Source organism: Providencia sp. Je.9.19, assembly GCF_051129765.1.
Classification (GTDB): domain Bacteria; phylum Pseudomonadota; class Gammaproteobacteria; order Enterobacterales; family Enterobacteriaceae; genus Providencia.
Map to the genome: position 1 here is coordinate 138,743 of NZ_JBCPSS010000006.1, position 17,249 is coordinate 155,991.

A 17,249-nucleotide genomic window follows, 5' to 3' on the forward strand; every position below is an offset into this window, starting at 1 on the left:
CGGTAAGTGGCTGAAAGAGATGGGATTTGAGGTAGGCAGTCACTGCCCCCTCACTCGCCAAGCCGGGCAGTTGATTATCTGGCTGGCTGAGAGGGGAGTGAGACAGCTAAAGAGATCCCTGTGTGGGGCTGGGATCTTTTATTTAAAGAAAGTTACATTAAATTACTGGTTCAAGAGAAACAGCCATTTCAAGTGCTATTTGATTGTACTTTTGACCAAAAAGTTTTGCAGCAGCTGGTTTTAACTCATCTAAAGCATAAACAATATTCACCTCATGCCCAACTTTAAATAAATCGGCATCCGACTCTTTATTAACATATATGCTAACCATTTTTATTGAGCCATCATCTAGTAATAAGTCAATAGCATTATTGAACTTCGACAAATCTTGCCCTGCAACATAACTTCTTTTGATTACTCCATTCAAAAATAGTAGTGGCATTTTTCTCTGTTTGATACTGTCCCACCATTCTTTTGTATCAAACAGACCAAAAGTTCCATTCAGTCCTATATTTGGCTTTGACTCATCAAGCGTAACTGCTCTAGTTAAAGTGGCATATTCAGGATCTTCTTTTAGCTCTTCAGAAAGTGTGTAAACTTTCTTCATTGATCTTTCGTGATTATCTAGTATTAACAACATACATATTTCCTTTATTGAACCTTTTCAAAGTGAACAATATTTTTGTTAAATATTTCCATTCCTTGTCCTTGTCCAAGCTGAGTTGTCATTTGTCCACCCTCCACTTTGAATCGAGTATTTGTATCCATCCATTTACCTGTTTGAGTTGACATGTTAGGAAATTCTTTTGACGTAGCCTTATTTGCCGCAATACCTATTTTTTCTAACTCAGCAAATGTACCCGGCTTAACAGCTATTTTCACCATAATTCCTTCATACTTAGATGAATAACTTAAAACAGGAGATACCGATGTTTCAGTGGTTGCAGGCATTACACCTGTATTCAAGAATCGTTCATATTGCTTTGGTGACATTGTTCTATAAACAATTTCATTTCCATATGCGTCTCTCTGTTGTACTGGACTTAATGGATTTTTAGCGGTGTAAACAGGGGCTCCAATAACATCTTTTCCTATGGGTTTCGTGCTTCCTTTAATTGAATCATCCAATTTGGAAGATCCTGTACTGCTAGATATCCCTTTACCACTTCCTGATGTAGTGGTTCGACCATCAATCAATCCATTTTCATTCAACACTATCACAGTGGCTAAAATACCCGTTAGCTCTTTAAGATTCTCTGTTTGTGATGAATGTTTATTGATCCTATTTTCTAATGCAGGTTCGAGTTTAGATATTGAATCTCTTACCATTTCTTGACATTGTGCATTACAGTCTGGCAAGCCTTCCAACGTTTTCAGGTCTGCTAATGCACTCTTCATATCATTGGTTGATATTCCCCATCCTTCCGCTTTTGACTGAAGTTGTTTGTCTAGCTTATCAATATCTTGCTGTAACTGTTTTTTCTCTTCAAGTGTTTTTGCATTAGCGAACGAACCAACAAAAGTAATGATTTCCTTACCATGTAAATAGTTATTCTCAACCGTCGTCTTCCCTGCCTCGGCGGCATTTGCAGCACTGGAGGTATCACCGCCAACTAATCCACCCGCAATACCTGCCGCCAAACTCGCAAACGCACTCACCGTCGCTTTTTCATCTTCCGTCAGCTTACTCGGGTCTTTTCCATAAAGCTCTTTGGACAGCATACCAACCGCTTCAGCTGTCATCGCGCCAAGCGATTGTGCTCCTGCATTTTCACCTTTTGCCAGCGCTAATGCAACATTGGCAATACCGTGTGCGGCAACTTTCGCTTTATCATCTTCGATATATTGACCTATATAGTTCGCAATATACGGCGCACTCGCATTCGCCACCGCTTTGTTCACATCACCACTTACCAAGCCTTGAATTAACGCAGTTCCTGACTCGACAATCCGCCGCTTATCACCGCCTACCCCCCAGCCAGAACCATTGATTTCGGCCTGAATAGCCTCTTCGCGTTCTTTACCACTAAGAGATGGATGATTCTTGTTAACTTCTTTTGTCGCATTAATCGTCGCATCTGTCACGGCAATATCAGTAATTTGCTTACCCAACTCGCCAATTAACTGCGTTTTCTCAATCCGTTTCTGCTCTTTTTCTTTATCAAAAATGGTATTGAGCTTCTCATGGGCATTATCCGTATCACGGCTTAACTCATTGATATCTTGTTTCTGATTATCCTTATCGCGAATAACAATCTCACCTTCGGATACCGCCGATTGAGTGGTATTACTCGACTCACCCTTATTATTCACATTCGTCAGTAGCGAGCCTGCCGCATTACCCGCCAGTTGGTCGGCAAACGGTGAGCCGCCCGTACTAAAACCGGCACTGTGACTTTCGACTTGGTACTCCGCTTTGTTTTTAATATCACCAAAGCCCAATGTGCCCGTATCCAGTTTATTTTTGCCCGACTCTGCCGTGCTGCCAATCACCGCACCGTCAAGCTGGGTATGATTGCCGACCGTGATATCAAAACCGCCCTTACCGGCGTTGAGACCCGTTTGCTGGTCAACGGATTGATAATCACTGTGCATTTTGGTTTTGCTGGCGTTTATGGAGGCGGTTGTGTTCATTCCTGAACCAATACTGCCTGAAAGACTGCCACTTGTTTGCTTAGAGTCGTATTTATCCGTAGTTTGTTGGCTCGATAACGTTAAATCACCGCCCACATTGGCTTTCACTGTTTCGCCGCTAACTTGCGCTCCCGTTAACGTAGTATCTTTGCCACTATTAAGGGTTAATTGTTTGCCTGCATCCACCTGCGTATCGGTATAAAACTCACTGTTGCCTTTTTCAAAACCACTGCCTTTATTAACACTGGCATTAACGTTCCAACCGCCAGTACTGATACCCGCCCCAATGGAGCTACCTGAACTCGAATTTTTGCCATCCACTTTTTGCGTATTGCTAGCACTGGTCAAATCGATATCATTTTTCGCAGTCAGCGTGATATCTTTATCCGCGGTCAACTGACTGCCTTGCACGGCTATATTGCCTTGGCTTCCCTCTTTTTTACCCGTCGCAGTGAGATTAATATTATCCCCCGCACTGAGACTGCTACCGGATGCCGTGTTTTGTTCGGTTTTAGTGGTCGATTTTGAAGAGCTGCTACCATAAGACACATTCACACCGAAAGCATCTTTGACGCTACCGCCTTTTTTAAGTCCGGCTAATTCTCCGGCTTGTTCGGCTTGAACACCTTGCAACCCTGCTTTTATCCCTTTAAGTGCCGCTAGCTGACCGTCATCTTCTTCTTTCGCTGACTTGGCCGTTTGCGCCATGCCATCTAACAGGCTGCCTGCCGCACCGCCTAGCGAGACCGTCAAACCGCTGGATTTACTTTCCACTGTGGTAATATCAGTACGGCTATTTTCAGCGGCAGTGATGGACACATCACTTCCCGTGATATTAATATCTTTCGCGGCAATCACATCACTGCCATGAATCGATGCGGTATCACTAGCATTCAATGTTACGCTACCTGCGCTACTCCCAATGACACTACCTTTTTTCTGATTACTGTCAGTTTCGGTGGTGACTTTTTGTGAGTTTGAACCCACTGTAAAGCCTAACCCACCCGTGCTCATCAGTCCCGATTTGGTCGTTTTCGACATGTGCGTTTCATACAACGCCTCGTCAGATGTGGTGACATTCAGTTGGTTGCCTGCATTGACGGTAACATCGTTTGTGCCCAGAACATTGCTGCCCTGAATATTCACGTCATTCCCTGCCGTCACTTTCACACTATCGCCACTCAGCGTGCTGCTGATTGCCGTGCGCTCGTTGACTTCATCATGATTTTCTTTCGTCGTACTAGATAAAAAGCCTTTATCTGTACTTTTTGTATGCTTCGCGTAATCTCGAGTTTCAACACCGGAGGTTAGGTTAATATCTCGCCCAACATTGACTGCCAGTTCGCCGCCACTAGAGACATTCGCTGCGCGAGCGGAAAGGTCTTGTCCTGCGGATAACGTTAAATCCCCTTGAGTTTGGATCTGCGTACCGACTTCCGTACTGTTTGAACCACGATAATAATTATTTGAATTACGAGTGTAATCAAATGCAGAACTGACATCGCGAGTTTCTAAACTAATATCACGTCCGGCAATAATTGCGGTTTTACCATCGACACCTAAATTGCCAATATCTGTCGCGATCAAGTTGATATCTTGCACAGCTTTTAAGGTCAATTGTCCATTATCACCAGTGACATAAATACTAGCAGGGCGATCGAGCCATTGGGCGTTGCCCTCGCTACGTTGTGTGGTTTCACTAAAAATATCGCGTCCTGCAGAAAGTGATACGCTGTCTAACCCACGAATTTCACCACCAATATTTTTAATATCTTTCAATGCATTGAGCTGAACATCTTTTCCTTGGAGTCGACCACTATTTTCAATGTTTTCTGCACGTAAATCGGTCAGTTCACGGCTACTGATTTCGCCACTATTGAGAAGATTACCCACCATATCAGCAGACACATTACGACCCGCCAGCAATGCGCCATTACCATTTAAATCTCCTTGGCGCGCACGGACGTACACTTGAGGCACACTGACTAACTCAACGCGACCATCGGGCAGAGTGACTTCTTTGTTGACCATCCACACAATATCGGTGGTCAAGTTCGCCATTTGCGTGGGTGATAATGAAATGCCCGGTGTCAGGTTAAATTGATGACCGAATGCGACGCCATTAGTCAGCAACGCCCGATACTGCTCTTCATCACTATGATAATTGCCTAGCAAGCGTTGACCGGTAGTTTCAATCAGTTGGTCTCGCACTAAGCGCTGCTCATAATAGCCATCGCCTAAACGCTTATGCAGTTGCTCGTTGGTGACAATATCGATACTCGATAACCATTTTTTGTAATTGGTAAAGCGTGGGTCTGTTTCAATCAAAAATTGACTATCACTACCCGGAGTGAGGTTAAACAAGCTGTTATCCGGTAGTTTGGTGTTGGGCCCGACGGTTCTTATCACGGTATCCAGGTTATCTTTACCTTGAGGCCCTGTTTCTGCGGTGGCCTTTTCCCCTTTACCGGCATCGGTTTGTCCTTGAACCTCAACACCACTCCCGACATTGGCATCATCTGCCTGAGTCGTTGCTCCTACGGTTTTATTATCCGTCACATCAACTTTAGCCGAAACAGAGGGCAACTGAGTGACTTCAACTTGTTGACCCGCAGAAAGTTCGAGAGGCGTATTTTTACTGTCTTTTAATGTTTGCTCAGTGAGTGTTGCCCCTTGGTTTTCTTTTAGGATTGATTCAGAAACCGTCTCTGCTGCGCCATCAAGTTTGTTAACTTTCGCTGAATCAAGTTGGGTTTTATCAATACCACCCGCATTATCTGTGACTTCCAATAAATGTAACGACAAGTCGTCTTCACGATTAACCCCTTGATATGCATAAACCGACTCACGTGTTTTCCATTTTTTACCGCCTTTATAACGATAAATCGTCTTACCATCCTCAACAATACGGCGAATACCTTGCGCTTCTTCGTTATTCAGGTCATTGCCTGTTAGGATCAAGTTTTGTCCTGCCACTACGCGTGAGTTTTCATTACTAAGCTGTTGCCCATCAAGGGTTAAATGTTTCCCACTGGTGATCAGTGCAGCATCACGATTGATAACCTGAGTTTCATAAACAACACGGTCGTAATCGTATTCATAAAAATCTTTTGTCCAATTACCATTTTCAAACATCCGCCAGCGATTGGATTTTTCGTAGTGAATACCCACTTCTTTATTCAGCGTGCCATCATCATTAATCGCATAACGGGTTTCGTTACCATTACGTGGCTGAATTTTATAACGTTTGCCATTACCATAATCAAACCAATCAAAATGCTCACGGCTCATTTCAATTGGTTTATCCGTCAGTTCTAAATGAATATCTTTGTTTTCAAGCAGATTGGTTTTCAACGTTAAATTACCCGCCGCTTCGATATTCGCACTGTGGTTTTTCACTTGGGTTGCATGACCTGTGGCTTGCAATTGGTCATTTAACGAGTTGCCAATATGTAAGTCACCATCACTGTAAATCAAAGCATGATCGCGATTTAACAACTCAGAAACCGCAATATTAACGGCTTTACGCCCTGCAATAACTGCCGCTTTGTCCCCTTGCTTATCATTAACCAAGGTTTTGACGGCAATGGACAAGAAGTCACCATAAATGCGTCCAGTGCCTAAATTATCCAATGAATTTGCCATGATATGCGTTAACACACCGTCAATTAACCCGGTATTGAGCACCTGACCACTCGCTTTAATACGGGTATTTTGCCCGCTGATTTCACCGGAAAGTTGATTGATGACCGTCGTGGTAGTGAGTGCGAGCTCACCAAGGCTAGAAATTAGCCCACTATTCGTGAGCCCTTGCGCAAAATTAGCGGTTAAATGTTCACCAGCCTGAATACGACCTTGGTTTGTAAAAGCTTGAGATAGGCTCAACGTCAACGCTTTTTGAGTAATAAGCTTGCCTTCGCCCGTTAATTGATTCGCCGATACACTCGCAGAACCATTGCTGACCATCACCCCTTGTTGGTTTGATATCGCTAAGGCTTTCCCTTTGGCATTATCCGTAATAATAAGCGCCGAGCCCGTTGACATCATTCCTTGAATGTTATTTAAACTTTGCGCCACAACGGCATCGATAGCTTTCCCTGCACGAATAGCACCGGTTTGGTTATTTAAATCTGTTGTTTTAAAGGTAACATTTTGCCCTTCGATCCCTTTCCCTGCTTTAGCCGTATTTTGGTTATCAATCTTTTGCGCTGTGACATTTAGGCTTTCATTGGCTTTGATCCAACCTTGTTGATTATCAAGCTGTTGCACTACAGCCAATTCAACATTGTTTAGCCCTTGAACAGTACCTTCAGTATTGTTCAGACGTTGGCTACCAATATTCAGATTAGCCCCCGACAAAATCTTTCCTTGCTGATTATCGATATGCTGCGCGATCGTTAAGTCAGTATTTCCCTGTGATTGCAGGGTGCCCTCGCGGTTATTAAGAGAAGCGCCTGTTACTTGTGCTGAGGATTTGCTTAGCAGAGTGCCTTTTTGGTTATCAATCTGATGAGCATCGATATTTAAGCCTTTTTTGCCTTGTACGAACCCTTGCTGGTTATTCAGATCATTAGCTTTTAGCGTGAATTGCCCCTCACTCGCCAGTACACCATTTTGATTCAATACCTTGTTTTTCTGAGTATTGATATCTAATAAACCGCCTGAATAAATTTGCCCTTGCTGATTATTCAAGACTTGAGTGGTTAATTCACTTGCCGCTGCGCTTTGGATTTGTCCTTGCTGGTTCGTTAATTTACCGCTATTGAGGGTTAGACGGCCACCGCTTAACAACCCACCACTTTTTTGTGTGTCGTTATTGTTGAGAAGTTGCCCATAAGTGTTGAACGATAGCTGTTGGCCTGCCTGCACACGCCCTTGTTGGTTATCAAATTCACCACTCTTTAGGCTCAAAGTTTGACTGGCTAAAATCTCACCTTGGTTATTATCAACACGGTTTTTCTGCGTTGTTAACGTGATATTATTTGCTTGGATATGGCCTTGTCGGTTAATTAATTCACCAATAGCTAGCGCTAATCCTTGGCTAGCAAAAATCCCTTGCTCATCAGTTTTAGCCGTATTAATTAAACGCTGTCCTTGGGTATCAAGGGTGATGGATTGCCCTTTGATCACACCTTGGCTATTATCCAACTGTTGCGTTTTCATCAAAATAGCAGACTGGCTACCAATCAAACCTTGCTGGTTGTTTAAGTTTTGGCTTTTTAAATCCAATGCGGTTTTAGCGACAATGCGACCTTGCTCATTATTGAGTTGTCCAGTGGTTAAAATTAGCCCGCCTTGTGCGTAAATGCCTTTGTCTTCTCCACTTTGGGTATTATTGAGTTGCTTCCCATGGGTATCAATCTGCATGTCGCTGCCAGACTGAATTGAACCTTGTTGGTTTTCAATTTTACCGCTATTTAAAGTCAATTTTTGCTGAGCTAATAGCGAACCACCCGTATTATCAAACAATTGATTATGCGTATCGATATTGATGGTATTGGCTTGAAGATAACCCTGCTGGTTTTGCAGCGCTTGATTACGCATCTGCAACAATTGCGCTGCCGCAATTAACCCTGCTTGATTATTGATTGTATGGGTAACATCCAGCGTAGTATCGCCATGGCGAGCAACCAGTTTTCCTTGTTGGTTATCCAACTGGCTCGCCGTAATTTCCAGCCCATTATCACCCACAATCACGCCACTTTGGTTGGATAATGTATTTTTTAAATCAAGGGATAAATGCCCGCTATTCGCCGTTAGAATTTGTCCAGCCTGATTATTTAATGCGTCGGCTTTAATCGTAAAATCACCATTACTGCCGATTTCACCCGCGTGGTTATTTAATTGACCTTGAAGCGTTATTTTTCCCGCTTTATCACCCGTTTGTAATAACTTACCGCCTTGGTGATCAAGAATATTAGCAGTTATTAAAATCTGATCGGCTTGCGTCGTAGCCTGATTAAGCGAAAGGCTTCCACCCTGAATATTCAAGGTGTTAGCTGCCAGTATTTCACCTTTCTCGCCCTCCAGCGATTGGCTATTCAAGGTGACATTTCCCATATTGGCAATAACTTTACCAGTACGGTTAATCAGTGATTGGGTCTCAATAAATACACCTTGGCGACCGGTTAACGTTCCACCCGTGTTATCCAGCGCTTGCTGAATGTGTAAGTCTAGCTCGCCCATTTTCGCACTGAATATTTTACCGTGCTGGTTTCCAAGGGTATTCGCGTTGATCAGCCACGAACCATTACCACTGATATTACCCGCTTGATTATTCAGGTATTGAGAAACTAAAATTGTGCCTTGTTGCTCACCCAATTGGGTCATTGTACCTTGCTGATGATTTAAATTATTTGCGGTCAGTTCGATATGTTTCGCTTGGGTATTCGCCGCAGTCAGGTCAATTTCTTGACCATGTAGCACTAACTCCCCATCCGCAACCATTTCCCCTCGCTGACCTTGCACGCTTTCAGCGGAAATTAACATATCCCCGTTTTTATTAATGATTTTACCGTCAACGTTAGCGAGCAACGGTGCATTGAGCGTCAAATTTTGCTCGGCAAAAAGGGTACCTTGTGTGTTATCCACACCGCCTTTAGCATTTAAAATTAATGCACCCGCTTTTGCGGCAACCACAACGCCTTGTTGGTTAGCCAGTTTATTAACATCCAAATTTAACGTGCCTTGGCTGCTGATGTTACCCGATTGGTTATCAAGGGTTTGAGTCAGCTTAATTTCACCGTTTTCGCTGCCAGTTTGCAGCATTTTTCCACGTTGATGGGAGAGATTTTGTCCTTGAATTTGGAGTTTATCGGCTTGTGTAATGGCATCATTGAGATTGAGATTATCTCCGGTCAAAGCCAACTTACCTTTCGAGAGGATTTCGCCTTTCTCGCCATCTAACTGCTTGAGCGTTAATTGGTTATCACCAAAACTCGCAATGAGTTTACCCGATTGGTTAATTAAGCGATTCGCCGCTAATTGAATACCTTGATTACCTAATAATATCCCTTGAGTATTATTCAGCGTCTGTTGAATGCTGAGCGTCAGCTTACCCAATTTTGCGGCAATGATTTTACCATCTTGGTTATTCAAGCTGTTTGCCACAATATCAATTTGACCATTGCTAGAGATTTCCCCTCGCTGATTATCAAATTGACTTTGAATGTGTAGTTCCGTTTTTCCTTCACCTGTTTGCAGTAACGTTGCATTCTGATGTGTGAAGTTGTTGGCTAAAATGGAAATCTGGTTTGCTTGAGTAAAACCTTGGCTTAGATTGATATTGGCACTTTCAATCCGTAAGGTATCTTGCGCAAAAATCGTCCCTTTATTACCATCCAACTGATTTGCACTGAGCAATGCTGCCCCTGATAAGCTACTGATTTTCCCTTGAGAATTAACCAGTTTATTGGCTTTAATGGCTAAATACTTATCTGTTTGAATCACGCCTCGCGTGTTATTCAACTCAGTAGTTGCAGTAAGTGCTAACTGTTTGTTAGTACTCGTGAATAATTTACCATCGCTGTTATCAAGGCTATCTGCAAGTATATGCAAATCACCTTTGGATGACACGCTTCCCCCACGATTATTCAACGTCGTGGCGATTTCAACGGTCATGGCTTTATTGCCCGTCTGTAGTAGATTCCCTTGGCGGTGAGAGAGCGCATTAGCTTTCAAGGTGATTTGTTCAGCTTGGGTGGCTCCATTATCCAAATTAATGGATTGCCCTGCTAAGCTTAATACGCCACGGGTCAGGATTTCCCCTTTTTGTCCATCCAGCTTATCCGCCTTGATGGTAAGCCCTTGTTTGCCCGAGGCTAAGATTGTCCCTTGTTGGTTGTCTAGATTTTTAGTTTGAATATCGACTTTACCATCACGACTTAATATCTTTCCGGACTGGTTATTCAGTTGTTGTGTTGATACAACGGTGTCACCCGCAAAGTTAATTTCCCCCTGCTGGTTTTCGAATACCTTAGTATTTAAGATATTTTTTGAATTGCCTTTTTGAACTAATTTACCTTGCTGGTTTTTAATAAATTCAGGAGCTGTTAAGGTGAGTTCATTGGCAACAATTTCACCGTTTTGATTATCAATACCCGTTTTAGCCGTCAGTGTGGCTCTATCGTTGGCTTGTAGGTGCGCATCTTTCGTGCGGATATCGGTTACTGTTGACGTCAGTGAAATATTTTTGGCTTGAGTATTGGAATCAGACAAGTCGAGTGAACCGCCTGTGGCGATTAAGCTGTCTTTGGCAACAATATCCCCCTGCAATGCAACGTCTTTTTGGCCTTTAACCGTTAATGAACCTGCTGAAGTTAATTTCCCTTTACTGTCTACGCCCGCAGCTAATAATGCCGTTGTATCGCTATTAATTTGATCAGCATTCAACGTCGCATCATGCTCTGCGACAATTTGGCCTTTATTTGTGTTCGTTATTGCTTGTTTTGCATTGAGCTGAATATCGTTTTGTGCCAATACGGTGCCGCTATTATTAATCGTTTGTTGGCTGTCTATCGCGATATTTTGGTTGGTTGTTATTACCCCAGCATTACCAATTTTACCGTCAACGGATAACGTAATATCGCCTGCCTCTGCGCCAATATGCCCCGCATTGCGCACGCCCACGCCGTGTTCAGTACCACGCATTTTGATGGTATTCGCGTACATACCACCAAGAGCAGCAACATCGAGCGCAAATTCTGGTTGATCATCGGTGGATGAATTATCCGTTTTAAGGATCGTTTGACCATCTGCGGCAACGGTATTTTTACCGGTAGTGATGGCTAGTTCTTTCGCATGCAGTTTGGCATTGATATTCACCGAGCGAGCAATCAGTGCCGTATAGTTAGTTCCGTTGCCGTTATAGCCTTGACCAATAACATTGATACTCCCTTTATCAACCTCAAAACCTTTAATTTTACCATTTTCGATCAGCGTCTTACCCGCTGAAAGTAAGGCTTTATCGGCATTGATAAAGCCACAACCGTTACAAGTGATCCCCGCCGGATTAGCAATGATCACATCAGCCTTTTTACCCGCCACTTCAATAAAACCATTGAGTTGGCTTGGGTTGCGGCTGTTGACCTCATTTAAAATAATCCTAGCTTCACCTTTGGCTAACCAGTCATTGCCTTGAATTATACCCCCGAGCTGAGTATTCACATTGGTGCTGCTGTTATTTAAAATCGCGCCTTTGTTATCCACATCAAATTGGCTGTATTGATTACGCGAAACCCCGTCACGGTTAGGCGCTTGAATATTGACTTGAGGTAAACCATTTTGGGTATTCACAATGGTAGGCTGCTGATTTCCCGGCGCATTACCATCCGCTACGATGGTAGATGACGACGCGCTAAAACTCACCATGCCCAGCGTCAACCAAAGGGAAGTGACGAGTGGCTTGATTGACCAACGAATGCGACTGCTGGCTGTTTTCTCGACACGATTTTCACTGTGGCAAGCAGGTTCCGCACGATGACTACGCGTTATATCCGCGACGACCATCACCATTTGGCGGGCTGCATTAAAAATTAAGCGGTAAAATAACTTATTCATCCTGATGTGCCTCAGTAATTCCAATTAACCGAAAACGAAAATGTAGCTGGGTCGGTTCTAAAACCTTCTGGTTTAGAGAACGGGGTGCCAATAGAGAAGTCATAACTTAAGTTGGCGGGGTTAATCGCACCACGCAAACCAATCGCACCACCCGCAAGGTGTGAGCCTAAGTTAATGTCAGTCCCACGTCCGCTAATTTTGCCGTAATCGACGCCCACATACAGTTCTTGAGCAGGAACAGGTAATGTCCATGATAGGGTGTTGCGCAGCGTCCAGCCTTCATCCGCACTTAAGGTGCGTTCGCCATCAAAACCTCGTACCGACCAGCGGTTACCGATACTGAATTGATCCTGAGGCGTTAGAGGCCTGTCACTGATTTGACGTAAGTATTGTGACTCAAACCGAAGTGGCTGCTCCGCAAGTGTAAACGGGATACTCGCAGACGCGGAAAATTGCATAATTATCGCCAGTGCGGTCGCATAATCTTGGGAGCCTTTACTGCTAAACTCTTCAAAAGCGGGCATTGCGCCAAACCAGCGCGTCCCATGCTGGTAACTCGCCCCCACATTGAGTGTGGATTGCCCCACGTATTGACGGTGATTAAGGCCGAGCTTCCAAGCGGTAGTGCGCCGTTTTTGGTTTTCAATTTCAGTTTCACCCACAAAGTTGCGCGTCTCACGTAAATTGACATCATAGGTCGCTGTGGTTTTCGCTGTGGCATCACGGTACAGCACATTGCTCAGTTGTAGGTTCAAACTTTTGCTTTTACCGCGATAACGAATGTCGCTATTTGTGCCAGCAATAGTTTGTGTGTACTCATAATCACTCGCTGTGGTGGCAAACTGCCAATAACCAAACGGCACCGAATAGTGCGCACTGTAGTTAGTGGTGTCTTTATCGCTAGAAAAGCTTAAATCGCGCGTTGCCGTAATATAGAAAAGATCGCTGAGGGAAGTCGGGTTATCCAGTGCCAACATCATACCCACTTGATTTTTACCGGTGCTTTTTGAGCCAGTATTGTCCACCCACGCGCCAGCGTGCCAATAACGCGACTGCTGGCGATTGATCACAATTTGGGTTTCACCCGGACCATCACCGGGCACCATTTCCATTGAGGCTTGTACGGTGGGTAGGCGCTGTAAGTTTTCTAAACCTTGCTCAATGTCCCGTAAATCCAATAAATGACCCGAACGTGCTGGCATTGCACTGTATAACGTGCTGTAGGTCGATGAGTTGTCAGTGAAACCCACTTTTTGGACTTTACCCGGTAATACAACTAAATTAAGCTGACCCGTGGATAAATCTTGTTCAGGAACTAAAACACGGCTTGTAATCCACCCATGACTTATTAATCGGTTTTGCACATCCGTAACCAATAAATTAATCCCTTCAACACCAATACAATGACCAACGGCCTGATTAGCCAGTCTCTGAACCGGAACCCAATGAGGCAAGGCCTCTTGGCCTGTAATAGAGACTTGCTCAATTTTAAAGCACGGATTTTCATCTGGAAATTGTAATTTCGCCTTGGCGATAGGCGTAGATAAGCTCACATCTGGGGCTTTTGCCTCAAATTGCTGCTGCTGAGCTTGCTGCTGCTGAGTTTGTCGATTAAATAGATCGTCTGTGTTATCCGGTTTCAATAATGAAGCTTTTGCTAGCGTAGGGAAACAAAAGGTAAAAAAAATCGATCCGAAAATGAGTGTCCGTACAAAAATCATTAGTTTTTTTAATAGCCCAAAGTGTAAGTTAATTATCTGCGCATAACTTTACATACTTTAACCTAAATCACAATCAGCTATTATCGCATTTTTAGTTAAATAGTGACTTAGCCCTCACTCTCGCCCCCAAAAGATAAAAGTCAATTTAAATAATTAAATCAATTATATAATTAAATCCCTTATGTTGAATAGCTAAGATATTATAAAACAAATTAACTTTATCGACTTAAATTATCGCATCATCTCAATCTAAGTTAAATTCACTGATTGACATTAATCACTCACAAAATAAGTAATAAAATTTAACATACATATATTAATCCACAGCACTACCATTTAATGAAAGAAAACAAAAAATATAGATGTAAAAATGCATAAATGCGTGATGACGCCTTTTAGAAATTAGCTATGTAACTAATGACTAGGCAGCAATTGACTAGGTGACAATTAACTAAGTGACAATCAACTGTGACTAATATTGATTTTCAATGCAGCAGCAATGGCTAAGGGGGAAAATGTTAGGCTTGCAGCAAATAACGCCGCTAAGATAGCGAAATAACCATTTAATGGCATATTAAAACTATGCGCTTCCATGGTACCTGTGGCATAAATCAAGACAGGGATATAGAGCGGTAACACCAGTAAACTCACAAGAACGCCGCCTTTTTTAAGGGAAACCGTTAACGCAGCACCAATTGCGCCGATAAAACTGAGCACCGGCGTGCCTAATAAGAGTGTGCCCGCGAGTACGACTAATGTATCACTGTTAAAAGACAACATTAATGCGGCGATTGGCGAAAGCAAAATTAATGGCAAACCAGTCACTAACCAATGTGCAATAACTTTGGCTAATACGGTGATAAATAACGGGTTAGGTGCTAATAAAAGCTGTTCTAAAGTGCCATCGAGATAATCATCTTTAAATAAGCGTTCCAATGATAATAGCGAGGACAAGATGGCTGCAACCCAGAAAACACCGACCGAAATACGGGCGAGTAACTGAGGTTCAGGACCAATACTCAACGGGAACAACGTGATCACAATTAAGAAAAACCATAACGGATTAACTAACTCAGAAAAACTTCGAAAGGCAATTTTTAGTTCTCTTTTAATTAATAACCAAAACATTACTCATACCCGCCCGTCAGTTTTAATGATCCAAAATGGCCCGACATCGCTTGATGGGATGTAAACAAAATAATACCACCAAGCTCAGCATGCTGATGAAAACGTTCAGTTAAGCGTTTAACACCCGCCACATCAATAGCGGTAAACGGTTCATCTAAAATCCAAAGTGATGCTTCGCTTAACCATAACCGTGCCAGATTAGCTCGACGTTGCTGACCCGCAGATAATTGGCAAACAGGAACATCCTCATAACCTATCAGCGAAACTTCCTCTAACGCTTGCCAAATACGCTCACCTTCAGGCTCTTTATGGTGCATTTGATAGTAAAATAGCAAGTTTTCATAAGGTGTTAACAGAGACTTTACCGCGGGCTTATGACCTAAATAAAGTAAATGACGCGTATAATCTTCTTTTAGTTTTTCAATCGATTGTGCTTGCCAAAAAATATCGCCATCATCGGGCTTTAACAGACCAGCCATCATACGCAATAAAGTGGTTTTGCCTGCACCATTAGGGCCTTCAACCTGTAAAATTTGCCCCGGTAATACTGTAAAATCTAACTGCTGAAACAATACTCTATTTTGTCGATGACAACTTATTTGTTGTGCGCTTAGCATGGGTTACATTCCCTGTTTAGAGCTTTGTTATTAGCTTTTTGCAACTTTATTCAATAGCATATCACTGATAGTGTCACTGGATATTGCGTCACCGCAAAGCACTTGCATCAAAACTTCAGAACCCAGAGAAGATAATGAAAACAACATATCAGGATGCAGTAGACGCACTTTATCCATGTTATTTTCTTGATTAATAAGCACAACTGTTTTGACTTCTTTGCCCGCTAATTCCCTAACACCGAGTAAAGCAAAAGTACTCAATGAGTCACTATCCGTCATGATAAGCACGCACTTAGCATGTTTGACGTTAGCAGCGGCCAGTAATTCTGAGCTCGTAGGATCACCCGTTACAATATTATCTTTTTCTGGATAATGGCTACGATGGTTTTCTTGACAGATGACCGCAACAGGAAGCTCACGTTTTTTAAGTCCTTGATAAACATTCACGGCCATAGGTGTACCACCAATGACGACATAATGATCTTTCATATAAGAAAACCTCTTGCGGACAATTTCTTTCGTCCCTTTAGCCAATACGCCAACGACATAAACGACCGATGTTGTAAAAATAGTAATACCCAAAATAATAACAGTAACAGTAAAAACGCGAGCATCGACTGTCACAGGCACAATATCGCCAAATCCAACCGTTGTCATACACACAAGTGCAAAATAAAATGCCGTTGTGCCATCTTTCACAATAGGAAAGAATTCATTGCCAATATAGAGCGTACCAAAAATGGAATAGAGCAATAAACCAATAATACAGGTGACAGCAACAAAGCCAGCACTGGTTAAGCTATGATGATGATAAAGCTTCCAAAATAAACATAATGCGACAAATAAACCGAGAGAAAAATAACCTTGATGAATGTTCTCTTGAGCAAGTCTTAAATCAACAAAAGAGATAATGGCTAATAAAAACAGGGAAAATACCCAAGCTATCCGTGCGCCATTGATCATAAATAACGAAAGAAAAATCAGCGAGGCACCCAATAAAAACCGAGGAATATCGAGTAATTTCATAAAACCCAATGACTTCAACCATTCTGTGAAGCCTGTTTCACGCCAATCGATATAGTCGGTATAAGCACTTAACACTGGTTTTAAAATCATAAAACCATCAATAATAATCAATAAGGATAGCAACAGCCTGATTGATAAGGATGATTTTAAGAAAGCCACAAAAGAGTTATCGAACATTATTTGGCCTCATCCTTTCATCGAAAAGATAATTAACGTTTGTTTATATACCAGTTAGTTTAGCTAAGGATAATATCATTTTGGCAAGTTGTGCAACAGGCAAAGCATGATGATATCGTTCGCTAAGTTATGCCGTCACCCTAGTATAATAAGGCACAATTCACCATTCTAAACTATAGTGTAATCAAAATTTCTAAACGGAAAGCGCTATATAGACTCATTTTAATAAACAGATGATTAAAGGTAACCTTAAGAGATTATTATCTCACTAAATTTATTATTGAACTTAACGATTGTCACTCTATCTAAAAATCGATTTTTCAACTATTTTTCATAGTTACTTATCGTTACTTTATAGCTACTCAACAATACAAAAAAGTAAGAGTCA

General features: G+C 42.4%; 7 protein-coding genes. 1 reads left to right on the plus strand and 6 read right to left on the minus strand.

The features are described 5' to 3' along the window. Nucleotides 1-10: 10 nt before the first annotated feature. On the plus strand, nt 11-244 hold the full coding sequence (locus tag AAZR93_RS18075) for a hypothetical protein (protein WP_434720687.1): 234 nt from the start codon (nt 11-13) through the stop codon (nt 242-244). On the opposite strand, the gene AAZR93_RS18080 is transcribed toward AAZR93_RS18075, so the two are convergent. The 6 genes from AAZR93_RS18080 to AAZR93_RS18105 form a co-directional block, all read right to left on the minus strand. After that, the gene (locus tag AAZR93_RS18080; protein ID WP_434720626.1) at nt 158-640 is read right to left on the minus strand and encodes a hypothetical protein; all 483 of its coding nucleotides are present in this window, start codon (nt 638-640) and stop codon (nt 158-160) included. The genes AAZR93_RS18075 and AAZR93_RS18080 overlap by 87 nt on opposite strands. An 11-nt stretch (nt 641-651) precedes the next feature. Continuing rightward, on the minus strand, nt 652-12,192 hold the full coding sequence (locus tag AAZR93_RS18085; protein WP_434720627.1) for a hemagglutinin repeat-containing protein: 11,541 nt from the start codon (nt 12,190-12,192) through the stop codon (nt 652-654). Between the two features lie 11 nt (nt 12,193-12,203). After that, entirely contained in the window at nt 12,204-13,913 is a 1,710-nt protein-coding gene (locus tag AAZR93_RS18090) for a ShlB/FhaC/HecB family hemolysin secretion/activation protein (protein WP_434720628.1), read from the minus strand. A gap of 462 nt (nt 13,914-14,375) precedes the next feature. Beyond that, a complete protein-coding gene (ccmB, locus tag AAZR93_RS18095; RefSeq protein WP_434720629.1) occupies nt 14,376-15,041 on the minus strand; it encodes a heme exporter protein CcmB in 666 nt (221 codons plus the stop codon). After that, a complete protein-coding gene (gene ccmA / locus AAZR93_RS18100; RefSeq protein ID WP_434720630.1) occupies nt 15,041-15,658 on the minus strand; it encodes a cytochrome c biogenesis heme-transporting ATPase CcmA in 618 nt (205 codons plus the stop codon). Before ccmA ends, ccmB begins: the two co-directional genes overlap by 1 nt. Nucleotides 15,659-15,688: 30 nt before the next feature. Further along, a complete protein-coding gene (locus AAZR93_RS18105) occupies nt 15,689-16,861 on the minus strand; it encodes an NAD-binding protein (RefSeq protein ID WP_294108659.1) in 1,173 nt (390 codons plus the stop codon). Nucleotides 16,862-17,249 lie beyond the last annotated feature (388 nt).